The sequence below is a fragment of the Streptomyces sp. NPDC093260 genome (assembly GCF_040683715.1).
Lineage (GTDB): Bacteria > Actinomycetota > Actinomycetes > Streptomycetales > Streptomycetaceae > Streptomyces > Streptomyces sennicomposti.
Map to the genome: position 1 here is coordinate 239,741 of NZ_JBFBEK010000002.1, position 13,568 is coordinate 253,308.

A 13,568-nucleotide genomic window follows, 5' to 3' on the forward strand; every position below is an offset into this window, starting at 1 on the left:
CATGGCTCACCCGGACGGACCTGCGCGCTGGTGGGAGCGGCGGCCTGGTGGTGCCGTGGGAGGGACGAGCAGTCCGCGCCGTCCCCGTCCCCGGGTGAGCGGACCGGACCGTTCCGCCCGTGCGGCGGCGCGCGGTCCGGGTCACCGTCCCCTCAGGGGGGCGCGGTCCCGGTCGTACGCACCACGCTCACCGTCCGTCTGGAGGCAACCGCCCATGCCCCGTCCCCCGGCCGCCGCCGCCCGTGTCCTGCCCGCCGCCGTCCTGTGCGCGGCCGCCCTGCTGACCGCGTCCGCCTGCTCGTCCGGCGGCGCCCCGGACGCCGCGTCCGCCACCGAGGCGCAGGCCAGCCGCCCGGCCGCGCCCGCCTCGCCCACCGGCGCCGCCATGCTCACCGCCGCGCAGGCGCAGGCCGCGCTGCTCACCGAGACCGACCTCGGGGCGCCCTGGGAACCCACCGAGGGGGCCGCGACCTGGCGGGACGGGGTGCTCAAGGGGCACACCGACACGGCGGGCTGCGCCCGCCTGATGGACTCCCTCTACGCCGACGAACCGCTCGGCACCCCCACCGGGACGCGCGCGGTGGCCGCGTACGACGACCCCGACGACCAGGCCCAGCTGCGCTACCAGGTGCTGTCGCTGCGCGCGGCGGACGTGGACCGCTCCCTGTCCTGGCTGCGCACGCTGCCGCGCAGCTGCGCGCGGTTCACGACCGAGACGACCGCGGCCGGCACCCAGGACGTGCAGGTGAGCGAGCTGGCGCTGCCGGAGGTCGGGGACGCCCGGCAGGGCCTGCGGGTCACCTTCACCGGCGAGTCGGACGACGGGGACGCCACCGCGCTCACCCTGGACGTCGTCGCGGTGCGCGTCGGCGACGACGCCATCGTCCTGACCGACGGGGCGCTCGGCGCGCTGCCGCCCGACACCACCACCCGCGCGGTCAAGCTCGGCGTGCAGCGGCTGACCGAGGCCCGCCAGAAGGCCCGCGCGCAGGCGTGAGGCGGCGGACGACCGGGGGACGCCCGCGCCGGACGCGATGAGGGCCGGGGTCCGGCGGGGCCCGGCGGTCTCAGGCGGCCATGCGGTCCACGGCGTCCCGGAACCGCTCCAGCGGGTCGCCGTGGGGAACCGTTGGCCGCAGTGCCCCGTCGAGGGGCCGCGTCCTCTCAGCCCTGCGTCTGGAGCTGCCGCAGCTGCCGCCGTACGTGGTCCAGCGCGCCGCGCTGCCTGCCCGGCACCCGGCCGCGCAACTCCGCGAGCACTACGCCGAGTTCGCGCGCGCTCGCCGGGTCGCGGAGCCTGCCCCACTGGTGGTGCGCGCGGTCCACGGCGGCCTCGACCGCCGGTGCGTTCACCGCCTGGCCCAGGGCGAGCCGCGCGGCGGCGACGGTCAGCCAGCCCCGGCAGCTGCGGGCCGCGTCGCCCGCGAACATCGCCAGGTCGGCGCGGACCTCTGCCCAGTGCAGCGCGTCCTCGGAGGCCGCGCCGTACGCCCGTACGGCGGCCTGCTCCCAGCGCTCGGCGAACGCGTCGGCGTCCCCGTGCCGCCCCGCCTCCACGAGGGCGGCGATCACGGCGTGCGGATCACCGTCGGGAAGCCGCTGCGCGACGAGGGCGGTGCCGGGGCTCCCGCCGACGGCCCCGGCGACCGGCTGCCCCCCGCCGGGCGCACTCGCCGCCTCGGCTTCCGCGGCACGCCGCACGTCCGGCGCGCTCGTCGCGCCGGTCACCGACGGCCTCCCACCGCCCGGCGCGCTCGCGGCCGGCTCGGTCGCCCGGAGGACTCCGGCGGCCGCGCTCGGCGCCGGTTCCGGCACCGGGGGCCGCCCTGGCACCGACGCCTGGCCCGGTACCGGGCCCTCACCCGGTACCGGTGCCTGACCCGGTACCGGTGCCTGACCCGGTACCGGTGGGTGGGCGGTCGCCGCCTTCCGCACCGGACCGTCACCGGACGCCGTGTCCGCGCCCCGCACCGAGCCCGCCACCGGCCCCTGCGTCGGTACCGGTACCGGCATCTGTCCCGGCGTCTGCCCCTGCTCCGCCGTCTGCGGGTGGCCCGCCGTGCCGCCCGGCCCGTAGCCCGTGCCGTACCCCTGCCCCGCCGGTATCGGCCGGTGGTGGGCCGAGAGGAGCAGGCCCGGGCCGGACTCCTCGCCCTCCTCGCCGGCCAGACGGGACAGGGCCTGCTCGTGGAGCTCGTCCGGCGGCGGCCGGTGCCCGCTGCGCAGGATCGTGGCCACCGCCCTCATGTAGGCCGGCGCGGCCACCCTGCGCCGGACCGGCGGCGGCGCCACGCGCCCGTACAGCGCCACGTTCGGCCCCGCGTCCAGCGGCCGTTCGCACACCTGCTGCCAGCTCTCCGCGTCCGCGCGCAGATCCGCCACCAGCGTCGTCGTGCCGTCCGCGCGCAGCCGCAGTTCCTCGCGCAGCCAGTGCCAGGGCAGGGCCGTGTAGCGGACCGTCGCCGGGGTGGTGCGGGCGAGCGCGAGGTGCGGCAGGCGCTGCCGACGGTCGAGCTGGAGCTGACCGGTGACGAACACGGTCAGCGGACCGGGCGCCGCCGCGGCGGCCCGCAGCCGGGTGAGGACGGCCTGCGGCTCCAGCGGGTCGGCGAGTTCGACGACGGTCGCGGTCGGCGTGCCCGACAGCACGGACGGCTCGACGGCGGCCAGCACCGGGAGCACGGAAGCGGCGTCCACCAGACGCCCCTTGCCCACGGGCGAGGCCGCGAGCAGCAGCACGGTTCCTGGCATGGTCCCCCCGCGTCGGTGATGGCCGTCGGTCGCGTACGTCAGCACCGTAACCGCTGTGACCGCCGGGGCGGGTGCCGGACCGGGAACGCGGCCGTCGAAGCGCGACCGGGCCTGGCCCCCGCCCGCCGACTTGCCAGGGCACCGCGCGCGGTGTGCCCTGGTAGGCGGGGGCGGCGAGAGAGAGGAACGTTGCCATGGCTCACTCGGCACCCGTGTCCGGCCGCACCGCGAACGACCGCCGCAGCTGGCCGCCGCGCAGGTCCCTCGACTTCTTCAGCGACCGGGCGCACCTCGTCGGCCGCTGGGCGGTCCCCCTGGGCATCGGCCTCGTCTACGGCTACTGGGTCGCCGCCAACCGGCGCCACGGCGGGCCGATCACGGGGGGGAACGTGGCGTACGGCTTCGTGACGACGATCGTGTTCACGCTCGTCGTCGGGGCGATGCTCACCGTGGCGCCGCGCCTGGCGCGCGAACCGCACGCCGCGCTGTGGGGGCTGGTCTCCGGCGCGGCCCTCGGCTTCCTCATGGGCCAGTCGCCCGGCGCGTCCGCCCTCCAGGTCTTCGTCGTGTCCCTGGCCTTCGCCCTGGCCGTCGGCCTGATCGTCTTCTACTGGGAGTACACCCACGAGGACGCGCGCGGCCGCCGCGTGGACTGACGCGCGCCCGCCCGCACGGCCGGGGTCCCCCGCCGCGGGCCTCCGGCGCGAGCCGGACCCGCGGCGGCCCCGTGACCACCCGTCCCCGTCCTTCCCCGCCGCCCGTCGGCCCGTTGCGCCGTCCGCGCCGGGCGTCACCCTTCGCGGTCACCCGTTCGCACCTCCCCGCTCGCGCGACCGCCCTCGGCGGCCTTCTCTGGGAGGGTGTCCCGACGCCTGCGCAGCGGCCTGGCGGCCGTGCTGATCACCCTCTCGTGCCTGCTCGTGCCTTTCGGCGCGCTGGCGGCGTGGGCGGCGTACGGCCTCGCGGACACCGGCCGCTACGTCACCACCATGGCGCCCCTCGCGGCCGACCCGGACGTACGGGACGCGATCGCGCAGACCGTCGGGGACGGCATCACCCAGGAGATCGGGCACCAGATGGACGCGCGCGTGCTGCGCGGCACCGTCGCCCCGTTCGTGCACGACGCGGTCCGCTCCTTCACCCAGACCGCCGCCTTCCGCACCGCGTGGGACGAGGGCAACCGGGTCGCCCACGACGCCCTCCTGCGCGCGCTGCGCGACGAGCGCGACGCCCACGACCGGCCGGTCATCGTCGATCTCGCGCCCGTCACCGCCCAGGTCAAGGCCCGGCTGGCCGAGGACCACGTCCCGCTCGCCACCCGCATCCCGGTCGAACACACCGAGGTCGCCCTGCTCCCGGCCCAGCAGGTGGGCCGCCTGCGGAAGGGGTACAACGTGCTCGAAGTCGCCGGCTTCTGGCTCCCCGTCTCGGCCGTCGCGTTCGCCGTCGCCGGCATCGCGCTGGCCGTCCACCGCCGCCGCGCGCTCACCGCGACCGCGCTCGGCACCGCCCTCGGCGGCGCGCTGCTCGCGCTCGCCCTGGCCGTGGGCCGCAGCCTGACCCTGGCCGACCTGCCCGACGAGGTCTCCCAGCCGGCCGCGGGCGCCGTCTACGACGCCCTCACGGCCACCCTGCGCACCACCTCGTGGCTGCTGGTGGCACTGGGGCTGACGGTGGCCGCCCTGACCTGGCTGTCCCGCCGTCGTGCGGCCCGCGGGCGCGCGCGCCCCGGCTCGCGGCCGCCGCTGCGCCTGCCGCTCGGCCTGGGGCGGCGCAAGCGGGCGGAGCCGGCGACGCCCGGGGCGGAACTCCCGGCGGATGCCGCCGCCACCGACGACCCCACCCCGCCCCAGGCCCCGCGACCACCGCGCGTGCGCGCCTGACCGAACCGGCCCCCGACACCGACCGGCCCCTGGCACGTCCGGCTCCTGGCCCGGCCCGGACGCCGCCTCGTAGGCTTCGGCCCCGTGACGGCACCCCGGCAGGAGACGCACGAGGCGCAGGAGACGTACGGGCGCGGCAGACACGTCAAGTCCTGGTGCGCGGGGCTGCTGTTCGCGGCGGTGAGCGTGGTCGTCGGCTGCCGGGCCGCCGACACCGACGGCATCACGCCCGTGCCGCAGTTGCTCGCCTTCCTGCCGTGGCTGCTCGTCCCGACCGGTCTCGGCCTGGCCCTCGCCCTGCTGGGGCGCTGGTGGTTCGGGGCGGTGTGGGGCGTGGCGGTGCTCGGCCTGCTGGCCTGGTACATCGAGCCGTACGGCAGGGAGCCGCCGTCCGGGGGCGTGGTCGTCGCCGAGGTCCGTGTCCTCACCGCGAACGTGGAGTTCGGCCGCGGGGCGCCCGCGCTGGTGGAGGTGATCCGCCGGGAGCGGCCGGACCTCGTCTTCGTCCAGGAGTGCGACGGGGGCTGCCGGGCGCGGCTGCGGCGTGAGGTGGGCGCCGCCTATCCGTACCGCCGGGAGGTGGCAGCGGCCGGTTCGAAGGGGTCGGTGATCCTGAGCGCGTACGCGCTGGAGGGCACGCCGGGCGTCGCCGGCACGATGGGCATGCCGGGCGCGGTGGCCGGCGTGCGCGGCCACCGCGTACGGCTGCAACTGGCGCACCCGATGCCCCCGCTGCCCCGCCAGGTCGCGCTCTGGCACCGCGAACTCGGCCGGCTGCGCGCCTTCGCGGCCGCCGATCCGGCCACACCCACCGTCCTGGCCGGCGACTTCAACGCCTCCCAGGACCACGCGGGATTCCGCCGCGTCCTCGATGCCGGCCTGTACGACGCGGCCCGCCTCGCGGGTGCGGACCGCACCCCCAGCTGGCCGGCCCGCACCGCACCGACGCTCGGCGCGCAGATCGACCACGTGCTGGTCACACGGCACTTCACGGCCGGCCACGCCCGTTTCCTGAAGGTGTCCGGCTCGGACCACCGGGCGCTGCTGGTCGAACTGACCCTGCACGCACCGCGGGGCTGAACGGGCGACCGGACGGGGCAGGGCCGTCCGCGGGCCACTCGCCCCTGCCCGGATCGCCACACGGGGCCGCTAACCTTACGTGTCCGTCCTGGCCAGGGATCGACGGGAACAACTCACGCGAAGGGTTGCGCACATGGGCATTCTCACTCGCCTGCGGAACGCGTTCGGCCGGTCACGCAAGGGGCGTACGGCCGAAGCGGAGGGTGCGGAACAGGTTCCGGCCCAGGAACAGGTCCCGCCCGCGGCGGAGCAGCCGAAGGCCCAGGCGGAGGTCCCGGCCCCGGCCGACGAGCCGGCCCCGGACCCCGCGGCCACCCCGCACGTCCCGGACCCCCGCCCGGCCCCGCGCGAGGAACGGGACGAGGAACACGAGCTGGTGGCGGCGGCCTTCGACAAGGTCGCCTTCCCCAAGCAACTCACGGAGCCCGGACAGCCGTCGGAGCCCGGGCATCGTCCGGACCCTGAGCAGCCCTCGGCGACCGAGCCCGCCGCGGCCCCGGACCCGGAACCCGAGCAGGTATCGCAGCCCGAGCAGCCCTCGGCGCCCGAGCCGGATCCCGAAGCAACCCGGGAACCCGCCCTTCCCCCGGAGCCGGTCGCCGATTCCGAGCAGGCCGCGGAGCAGGGGCAGGGGGAGCCGCAGGAACAGCCGCAGGCCCCGGAACCCGAACGCGCGTCCGCGCCGGCCCCGGAGCCGGAACCGACCCCTGAGCCGGCCGCGGCGGCTCCGGAGCCCGAACCGGAAGCAGCCCCCGCACCGGCCCCGGCGGAGCCGGCCACGACTCCGGAAGCCGCCGACGGCGACAAGGCCCCGCAGGGGTCACCCGCACACGACCACGAAGGCAGCACGGGCGGTGCGGGTGGGAACGCCCCCGCGGCCGAAGGCGAAGCCGCGGCCGAACAGCCCACCCCCGCCCAGAAGCCCGCGACCCCCCTCACCCGGGTCAAGTCCCGCGCCCCTCTCCTCACCGCCGCCTACAAGGCAGCCACCCCCGCGCTCAAGAAGAACGACCTCACCGGCGCCCGGGCCAAGACCTACCTCGTCCTCGACCGCTCGGCCTCCATGCGCGCGTACTACAAGGACGGCTCCGCCCAGTCCCTCGCGGAGCAGACCCTCGCCCTCGCCGCCCACCTGGACCCCGAGGCCACGGTCCACGTCACCTTCTTCTCCACGGAGGTGGACGGCACCACCACCCTCACCCTCGCCGACCACGAGAACAAGATCGACGAGGTGCACGCGGGCCTCGGCCGCATGGGCCGTACGACGTACCACGCGGCGATCGAGGAAGTCCTCGCCCACCACGACGCGCACCACCCCACGACCCCCGCCCTGGTGGTCTTCCAGACGGACGGCGCTCCCGACGCCAAGACCCCCGCCACCCAGGCCCTCACCGACGCGGCGAAGACCCACCCCCACGTGTTCTTCTCCTTCGTCGCCTTCGGAGAGCACGACAACAAGGCGTTCGACTACCTCCGCAGGCTGAAGACCGGGAACACGTCCTTCTTCCACGCGGGCCCCACCCCCCGCGAGCTGACGGACAAGGAGCTGTACGAGGGCGTACTGGCGACCTGGCGCCCGTAAGCCCGCGACACGCCCCCGCCCGCGCCCTGGCGCAAGCGCGGAGCCGGCCGGCCCCCGCCCCCCCGCCCGCTTCCCACCCCCCGGAACGGGAAGCGGGCGGACCGCCCACGTCGGATACGATTTCAAGGTTCACAGACGACCCAGAACCACGAGATCGTCACCCCGCGTAGCGACTTGGGAGCAGCCCGCGATGGCTCGACACCTCATCACCAGCGCCCTTCCGTACATCAACGGGATCAAGCACCTGGGCAACATGGTGGGGTCCATGCTCCCGGCGGACGTGTACGCCCGCTATCTGCGCCAGCGCGGCCACGACGTGCTGTACATCTGCGCCACCGACGAGCACGGCACCCCCGCGGAACTGGCCGCGAAGGAACAGGGCATCCCGGTCGCCGAGTTCTGCGCCCAGGCGCACGACGCGCAGAAGGCGATCTACGACGGCTTCAGCCTGGCCTTCGACCACTTCGGCCGCAGCTCCTCCCGGCAGAACCACGAGATCACCCAGGAGATCGCCCGCGAGCTGAAGGCGAACGGCTTCATCGAGGAGCGCGCCATCCGCCAGGTGTACTCCAACGCCGACGGCCGCTTCCTGCCCGACCGCTACATCATCGGCACCTGCCCGCACTGCGGCTACGACAAGGCCCGCGGCGACCAGTGCGAGAACTGCACCCGGGTGCTGGACCCGACGGACCTGATCGAGCCGCGCTCCGCGATCAGCGGCAGCGCCGACCTGGAGATCCGCGAGACCAAGCACCTCTTCCTGCTCCAGTCGACGCTGGCCGGCGAGGTCGAGGCGTGGGTGGACGAGCGCGCGGACGACTGGCCGGTGCTGGCCTCCTCCATCGCCCGCAAGTGGCTGACCGAGGGCCTGCACGACCGCGCGATCACCCGCGACCTGGACTGGGGCGTCCCGGTGCCGGCCGACACCTGGCCGGACCTGGCCGCCGAGGGCAAGGTCTTCTACGTCTGGTTCGACGCGCCGATCGAGTACATCGGCTCCACGAAGGAATGGGCGGAGCTGGACCCGGAGAACCGCGACTGGCGCTCGTGGTGGTGGGAGTCGGACGCGGACGTCCACTACACGCAGTTCATGGGCAAGGACAACGTCCCCTTCCACAGCGTGATGTTCCCGGCGACCCTGCTCGGCACCCGCGCCCCCTGGAAGAAGGTCGACGTCATCAAGGCCTTCAACTGGCTCAACTACTACGGCGGCAAGTTCTCCACCTCGCAGCGCCGCGGCGTCTTCACGCACGACGCGCTGGAGATCCTGCCCGCCGACTACTGGCGCTACTTCATGATGGCCAACGCCCCGGAGTCGGACGACTCGTCCTTCACCTGGGAGCACTTCACGGCCACCGTCAACAAGGACCTCGCCGACACCCTCGGCAACTTCGTCAACCGCGTCCTGTCCTTCTCCCGCAAGCGCTTCGGCGACGAGGTCCCGCAGGGCGGCGAGCCGGGCGAGGCGGAGGCGAAGCTGGGTGCGGAGATCGCGCGGCTGCTCGCCGAGTACGAGGAGCAGATGGAGGCCATCCAGTTCCGCAAGGCGGCCGCCGCGCTGCGCGCGCTGTGGTCGGCGGGCAACTCCTACCTGGAGGAGAAGGCCCCCTGGCTGGAGATCAAGACGGACCAGGACGGCGCGGCCCTCACCCTGCGCACGGCGATGAACCTGATCCACCTCTACGCGGTGGTCTCCGAGCCGTTCATCCCGACGACGGCGAGGGCGATGCGCTCGGCGTTCGCCCTCCAGGACGACACGGCGACCTGGGTCGGCGCCGACGAGGCGAAGTCCCTGACCGCGGTGCCCGCCGGCACCCCGTTCACGGTCCCGCCGGTCCTGTTCGCCAAGCTGACGGACGACGACCTCCAGGCGTACAAGGACCGCTTCGGCGGCGAGTCGGCCTGACCTGAGGGCGGCCCACACCGACACCGGGGCCCGGAGCCCGACCCCTTCAGGGGTCGGGCTCCGGGCCCCGCCCGCGTTCCCCTCCGCAAGAACGAGGACGCAGAGAAGAGGGGCGGCCCCATGGGGCCGCCCCTCTTCCTCGTGCCGCCGCGTACGGCGGCCGGAGACTACTTCGGCTGCGGCTTGATCACCGACAGGTGCAGTTCCTTCAGGCGGGCCGGCTCCAGCTCGGTCGGCGCGCCCATCATCAGGTCCTGGGCGTTGCCGTTGAGCGGGAAGGCGATCGTCTCGCGGATGTTCGGCTCGTCGGCCAGGAGCATCACGATGCGGTCGACGCCGGGAGCGATGCCGCCGTGCGGCGGGGCGCCGAAGCGGAAGGCGCGGAGCATGCCCGCGAACTCGCGCTCGACGGTCTCCGCGTCGTAGCCCGCGATCTCGAAGGCCTTGAGCATGATGTCCGGCTCGTGGTTGCGGATGGCGCCGCTGGACAGCTCGACGCCGTTGCAGACGATGTCGTACTGCCAGGCCAGGATGTCCAGCGGGTCCTGGGTCTCCAGGGCCTCCAGGCCGCCCTGCGGCATCGAGAACGGGTTGTGGGAGAAGTCGATCTTCCCCGTCTCCTCGTCCTTCTCGTACATCGGGAAGTCCACGATCCAGCAGAAGCGGAACACGTCCTCCTCGAACTGGCCGGCCCGCTTGGCCGCCTCGACGCGCACGGCGCCCATGATCTTGGAGACCTCGTCGAACTCGCCCGCGCCGAAGAACACGGCGTGCCCGGCGGCCAGCGACAGGCGCTTGGTCAGCTCGGCGACGTTCTCCTCGGTGAGGAACTTGGCGATCGGGCCGGTCAGCGAGCCGTCCTCGCCGACCCGCACCCAGGCCAGGCCCTTCGCGCCCTGGGAGACGGCGTAGTCGCCCAGCTGGTCGAAGAACTTGCGCGGCTGGTCCTGGACCGCCGGGACGGGCAGGGCGCGCACGTGCTTGCCGGCGAACGCCTTGAACTCCGAGCCCTCGAAGACGTCGGTGATGTCCACCAGCTCCAGCTTGGCGCGCAGGTCCGGCTTGTCGGAGCCGTACTTGAGCATCGCCTCGCGGAACGGGATGCGCGGGAAGGGCGACGTGACGTGGCGGCCGCCGCCGAACTCCTCGAACAGCTCGGTCATCAGCTGCTCGATCGGGCGGAAGACGTCCTCCTGCTCGACGAAGCTCATCTCGACGTCGAGCTGGTAGAACTCGCCCGGCGAGCGGTCGGCGCGGGCGTCCTCGTCGCGGAAGCAGGGCGCGATCTGGAAGTAGCGGTCGAAGCCGGAGATCATCAGCAGCTGCTTGAACTGCTGCGGGGCCTGCGGGAGCGCGTAGAAGCGGCCGGCGTGCAGACGGGAGGGGACGACGAAGTCGCGGGCGCCCTCGGGGGAGGTCGCCGTGAGGATGGGCGTCGCCATCTCGTTGAAACCGAGCGCGACCATCTTGTGCCGGATCGCGGAGATCACGGCCGTGCGCAGCATGATGTTGCGGTGCATGCGCTCGCGGCGCAGGTCGAGGAAGCGGTACTCCAGGCGCCGCTCCTCGTTGACGCCGTCCTCGGCGTTGATCGTGAAGGGCAGCGGGGCGGCGGCGCCGAGCACCTCGACCTCGCCGACCTCGATCTCGATCTCACCGGTGGGCAGCTCGGTGTTCACGTTCTCGGTTCCACGTGAAACGACCTTGCCGTCGATCCGGACGACCGTCTCCTTGGACAGCTTGTCCAGGGCCTCGTAGGCGGGGGTGCCGGGACGGGCCACGAGCTGCGTGATGCCGTAGTGGTCGCGCAGATCGATGAAGAGGATGCCGCCCAGGTCGCGCCGATTGTGCAGCCAGCCGCTCAGCCGGACGTCGGTGCCGACGTCAGAGGCGCGGAGCTCGCCGCAGGTGTGGGACCTGTACCGATGCATCGTCGTTCATCCAGTCTTCGCGGATCGGGGTCACCGGGCGGGCAGGGCCCGGACCTACCAAGCGTACCGGCCGCCCCAAGATCGGCTCGCCCGCATTACGGGGGCGCGGGTCACGCGGGTGCGGGCGCGGTCCGCCGCGGGGCGTCCCGCACACCGTCACCGGAGGTCGTTTCGTCCGTCTTCGGTGGCAGTGTCCGATCACATCTTCTTACAGTGGGGCAATGCGCACTGGTGAGCCCCTGCCCGCCGTCGGGGACGTCCTCGCCGCCCTGGCGACCGGAACGTGGCACTGGGACACCTCCACCGGGCTCGTCGCGGTCGACGCCGAGGCGGCCCGGCTGCTCGGGCTGCCCGCCGAAGCCGTCACCCTCACGGAGGCCCAGGTGCGCGCCCGGCTCCACCCGGTCGACTGGAACGAGATCACCGGAGTGGTCCAGCTCGCCGCCTCCGAGGGCACCCTGGCCGAGGTGCGGGTGCGGATCATGGACGAGCAGGGCCGGATCATCCGCGTCGTGCGCAGCCGCTCCCGGCCCACCTTCCACTCCCGCAAGAAGGCCTACGAACTGATCGGCACCCTCCAGGAGGTCGCCGAGCCCACCCCCGGCTCGCCCGCCTCCCGCAGCGCCGTCACCGGCGACTGGCGGCGCTCCCGGGAGGCGTTCCTGCTGGACGCGGGCCGCGCGCTGGCCGAGGCCCGCTCCACCGCCGAGGTGCTGCGGGTGGCCGCCGGACTGTCGATGCCCGGCTTCTCCCCGGACGGCCTGGCCGTCTTCGGCGTGGAGGGCGACCGGCTCTCGGTCATCGGCCACCACGGGCAGCGGCCCGGCGACGAGGCGCCGTTCGTGCACATGTCCCTGGACACGGACTACCCGGCCGCCGAGGTGGTGCGCACCGGCCGGGCCGTCTACCTGTCCTCGCCGGAGGAGTACCGCGCCCGCTATCCCCTCACCTGGCCGCTCGCCGAGCACTTCCAGCGCCGCTCGTGGGCGTATCTGCCGCTGACCGCCTCGGGGCGGACCATGGGCGCCTGGATGGCGGCCTTCACCTATCCGGTGGCCTTCACACCCGACGAACGCTCGGTGCTGACCACGGTGGCCCGGATGCTCGCCCAGGCCCTCTCACGGGCCGGGACCGCCGAGACCGAGCGCGAGCTGAGCGAGGGCCTCCAGCGCGCGATGATGCCCACGACGGGGCCCGAGGTCCCCGGCATGGACCTGGCCGCCCGTTACGTCCCCACCGGCGGCGGCCTCCAGGTCGGCGGCGACTGGTACGACATGATCCCGCTGCCCGGCGGCACCTCGCGTGCCCGCGAGAAGGGCCGGTCGGGGCGGTTCGCGCTGGTCATCGGCGACGTGCAGGGGCATGACGTGCGCGCCGCGGGGCTGATGGGCCAGCTGCGCATCGCCCTGCGCGCCTACGCCTCCGAGGGCCACCGCCCGGACGCGGTGCTCTCCCGCGCCTCGCGGTTCCTGCACGGCATCGTCAACGATGGCGCCCCCGGCGACGACCCCTCCGACCTGCGCTTCGCCACCTGTCTGTACGCCGAGGTCGATCCGCGCACCGGCGTGCTGGAGGTGGCCCGCGCCGGGCACCCCGACCCGGCGATCCGGATGGCGGACGGGACGGTGCTGCAACGGCCGACGGCGGGCGGTCTGCCGCTCGGCGTGGACCCGGACCCCGACTATCCGACCACCCGGTTCACACTGGAGCCGGGCGAGACGATGATGGTCTGCACCGACGGCCTGATCGAGACCGGCGGCCACGACCTGGACACCGGCTGGCAGCGCATCCGCGCCATCCTGGAGCAGCACGAGGGCGACACCGAGGAACTCGCCGACGCGCTGGTCCAGGGCGTGCACGGCCCGTCCTCGCACTACACCACCGGCCCGCTGGTGGACCGCCGCGAGGACGACATCGCCGTCCTGCTGCTGAGCCGCCGCTGCGAGGGCCACGGCGGCACGGTGAGCCTGCCCGAGGTGCGGCGCACCCTGCTGACGGTCGCCCAGGCCGAGCCCGAACGGGTCGCGGTCGCCCGCCAGCAGCTGCGGCAGCTGCTGCACGACTGGTCCTCGGAGGAGCAGGTGGACTCGGCGGTGCTGCTGCTGAGCGAGATGCTGACCAACGTCCTCGTGCACACCGACACCGACGCGCTGCTGCTGGCCGAGGTGAGCGGCGAGCGGGGCGAGCGGCGGATGCGGGTGGAGGTCACCGACGCCGGCGACGACCTCCCGCACAAGCGCCGCCCGGGCGAACTGGCCTCCTCGGGGCGCGGCCTGGTCCTCATCGAACTCCTCGCCGACGCGTGGGGCGTCGAGCCGCGGGGGGTGGGCAAGAGCATCTGGTTCGAGCTGTACGAACCGCCGTGGGAGAAGAAGGAGAAGTGAGGACCGCGCCACCACGCGAGCCGCGCGTCACCCGGTGAAGGCGCGTCGCGC

The 13,568-nt window shown here is 74.3% G+C and carries 9 protein-coding genes; 7 read left to right on the plus strand and 2 right to left on the minus strand.

Annotated features, from left to right (window positions below; translation table 11 throughout):
- Window positions 1-214 precede the first annotated feature (214 nt).
- On the plus strand, window positions 215-997 hold the full coding sequence (locus AB0N63_RS03280) for a hypothetical protein (protein ID WP_365523392.1): 783 nt from the start codon (window positions 215-217) through the stop codon (window positions 995-997).
- 167 nt (window positions 998-1,164) lie between these two features.
- On the opposite strand, the gene AB0N63_RS03285 is transcribed toward AB0N63_RS03280, so the two are convergent.
- Entirely contained in the window at window positions 1,165-2,751 is a 1,587-nt protein-coding gene (locus AB0N63_RS03285) for a hypothetical protein (protein ID WP_365523394.1), read from the minus strand.
- A gap of 194 nt (window positions 2,752-2,945) precedes the next feature.
- Between AB0N63_RS03285 and AB0N63_RS03290 the strand changes: the two genes are divergently transcribed.
- From AB0N63_RS03290 to metG, 5 genes are all read left to right on the plus strand, one after another.
- Window positions 2,946-3,407 carry a hypothetical protein gene (locus AB0N63_RS03290; RefSeq protein ID WP_365523397.1) on the plus strand — a complete coding sequence of 154 codons (462 nt, stop codon included), beginning with the start codon at window positions 2,946-2,948 and terminating at the stop codon, window positions 3,405-3,407.
- 204 nt (window positions 3,408-3,611) lie between these two features.
- On the plus strand, window positions 3,612-4,634 hold the full coding sequence (locus AB0N63_RS03295) for a hypothetical protein (protein ID WP_365523399.1): 1,023 nt from the start codon (window positions 3,612-3,614) through the stop codon (window positions 4,632-4,634).
- 84 nt (window positions 4,635-4,718) lie between these two features.
- Window positions 4,719-5,714: an endonuclease/exonuclease/phosphatase family protein gene (locus AB0N63_RS03300; protein WP_365523402.1), complete on the plus strand. Its 996-nt coding sequence runs from the start codon at window positions 4,719-4,721 to the stop codon at window positions 5,712-5,714.
- Window positions 5,715-5,847: 133 nt separating this feature from the next.
- Window positions 5,848-7,296: a VWA domain-containing protein gene (locus AB0N63_RS03305; protein ID WP_365523405.1), complete on the plus strand. Its 1,449-nt coding sequence runs from the start codon at window positions 5,848-5,850 to the stop codon at window positions 7,294-7,296.
- A gap of 190 nt (window positions 7,297-7,486) precedes the next feature.
- On the plus strand, window positions 7,487-9,202 hold the full coding sequence (gene metG, locus AB0N63_RS03310) for a methionine--tRNA ligase (protein WP_365523407.1): 1,716 nt from the start codon (window positions 7,487-7,489) through the stop codon (window positions 9,200-9,202).
- A gap of 167 nt (window positions 9,203-9,369) precedes the next feature.
- Here the strand turns inward: metG and aspS are convergent, their stop codons facing one another.
- Window positions 9,370-11,133: an aspartate--tRNA ligase gene (gene aspS, locus AB0N63_RS03315; protein WP_365523409.1), complete on the minus strand. Its 1,764-nt coding sequence runs from the start codon at window positions 11,131-11,133 to the stop codon at window positions 9,370-9,372.
- Between the two features lie 221 nt (window positions 11,134-11,354).
- On the opposite strand from aspS, the gene AB0N63_RS03320 reads away from it, so the two are divergent.
- Window positions 11,355-13,517 carry a SpoIIE family protein phosphatase gene (locus AB0N63_RS03320; RefSeq protein ID WP_365523412.1) on the plus strand — a complete coding sequence of 721 codons (2,163 nt, stop codon included), beginning with the start codon at window positions 11,355-11,357 and terminating at the stop codon, window positions 13,515-13,517.
- Window positions 13,518-13,568 lie beyond the last annotated feature (51 nt).

What these genes read in the sequence shown, in the direction of transcription:
- AB0N63_RS03280 (WP_365523392.1), top strand. Translation starts at nt 215, where the DNA reads ATGCCCCGTCCCCCGGCCGCCGCCGCCCGTGTCCTGCCCGCCGCCGTC.
- AB0N63_RS03285 (WP_365523394.1), bottom strand. Translation starts at nt 2,751, where the DNA reads ATGCCAGGAACCGTGCTGCTGCTCGCGGCCTCGCCCGTGGGCAAGGGG.
- AB0N63_RS03290 (WP_365523397.1), top strand. Translation starts at nt 2,946, where the DNA reads ATGGCTCACTCGGCACCCGTGTCCGGCCGCACCGCGAACGACCGCCGC.
- AB0N63_RS03305 (WP_365523405.1), top strand. Translation starts at nt 5,848, where the DNA reads ATGGGCATTCTCACTCGCCTGCGGAACGCGTTCGGCCGGTCACGCAAG.
- metG (WP_365523407.1), top strand. Translation starts at nt 7,487, where the DNA reads ATGGCTCGACACCTCATCACCAGCGCCCTTCCGTACATCAACGGGATC.
- aspS (WP_365523409.1), bottom strand. Translation starts at nt 11,133, where the DNA reads ATGCATCGGTACAGGTCCCACACCTGCGGCGAGCTCCGCGCCTCTGAC.
- AB0N63_RS03320 (WP_365523412.1), top strand. Translation starts at nt 11,355, where the DNA reads ATGCGCACTGGTGAGCCCCTGCCCGCCGTCGGGGACGTCCTCGCCGCC.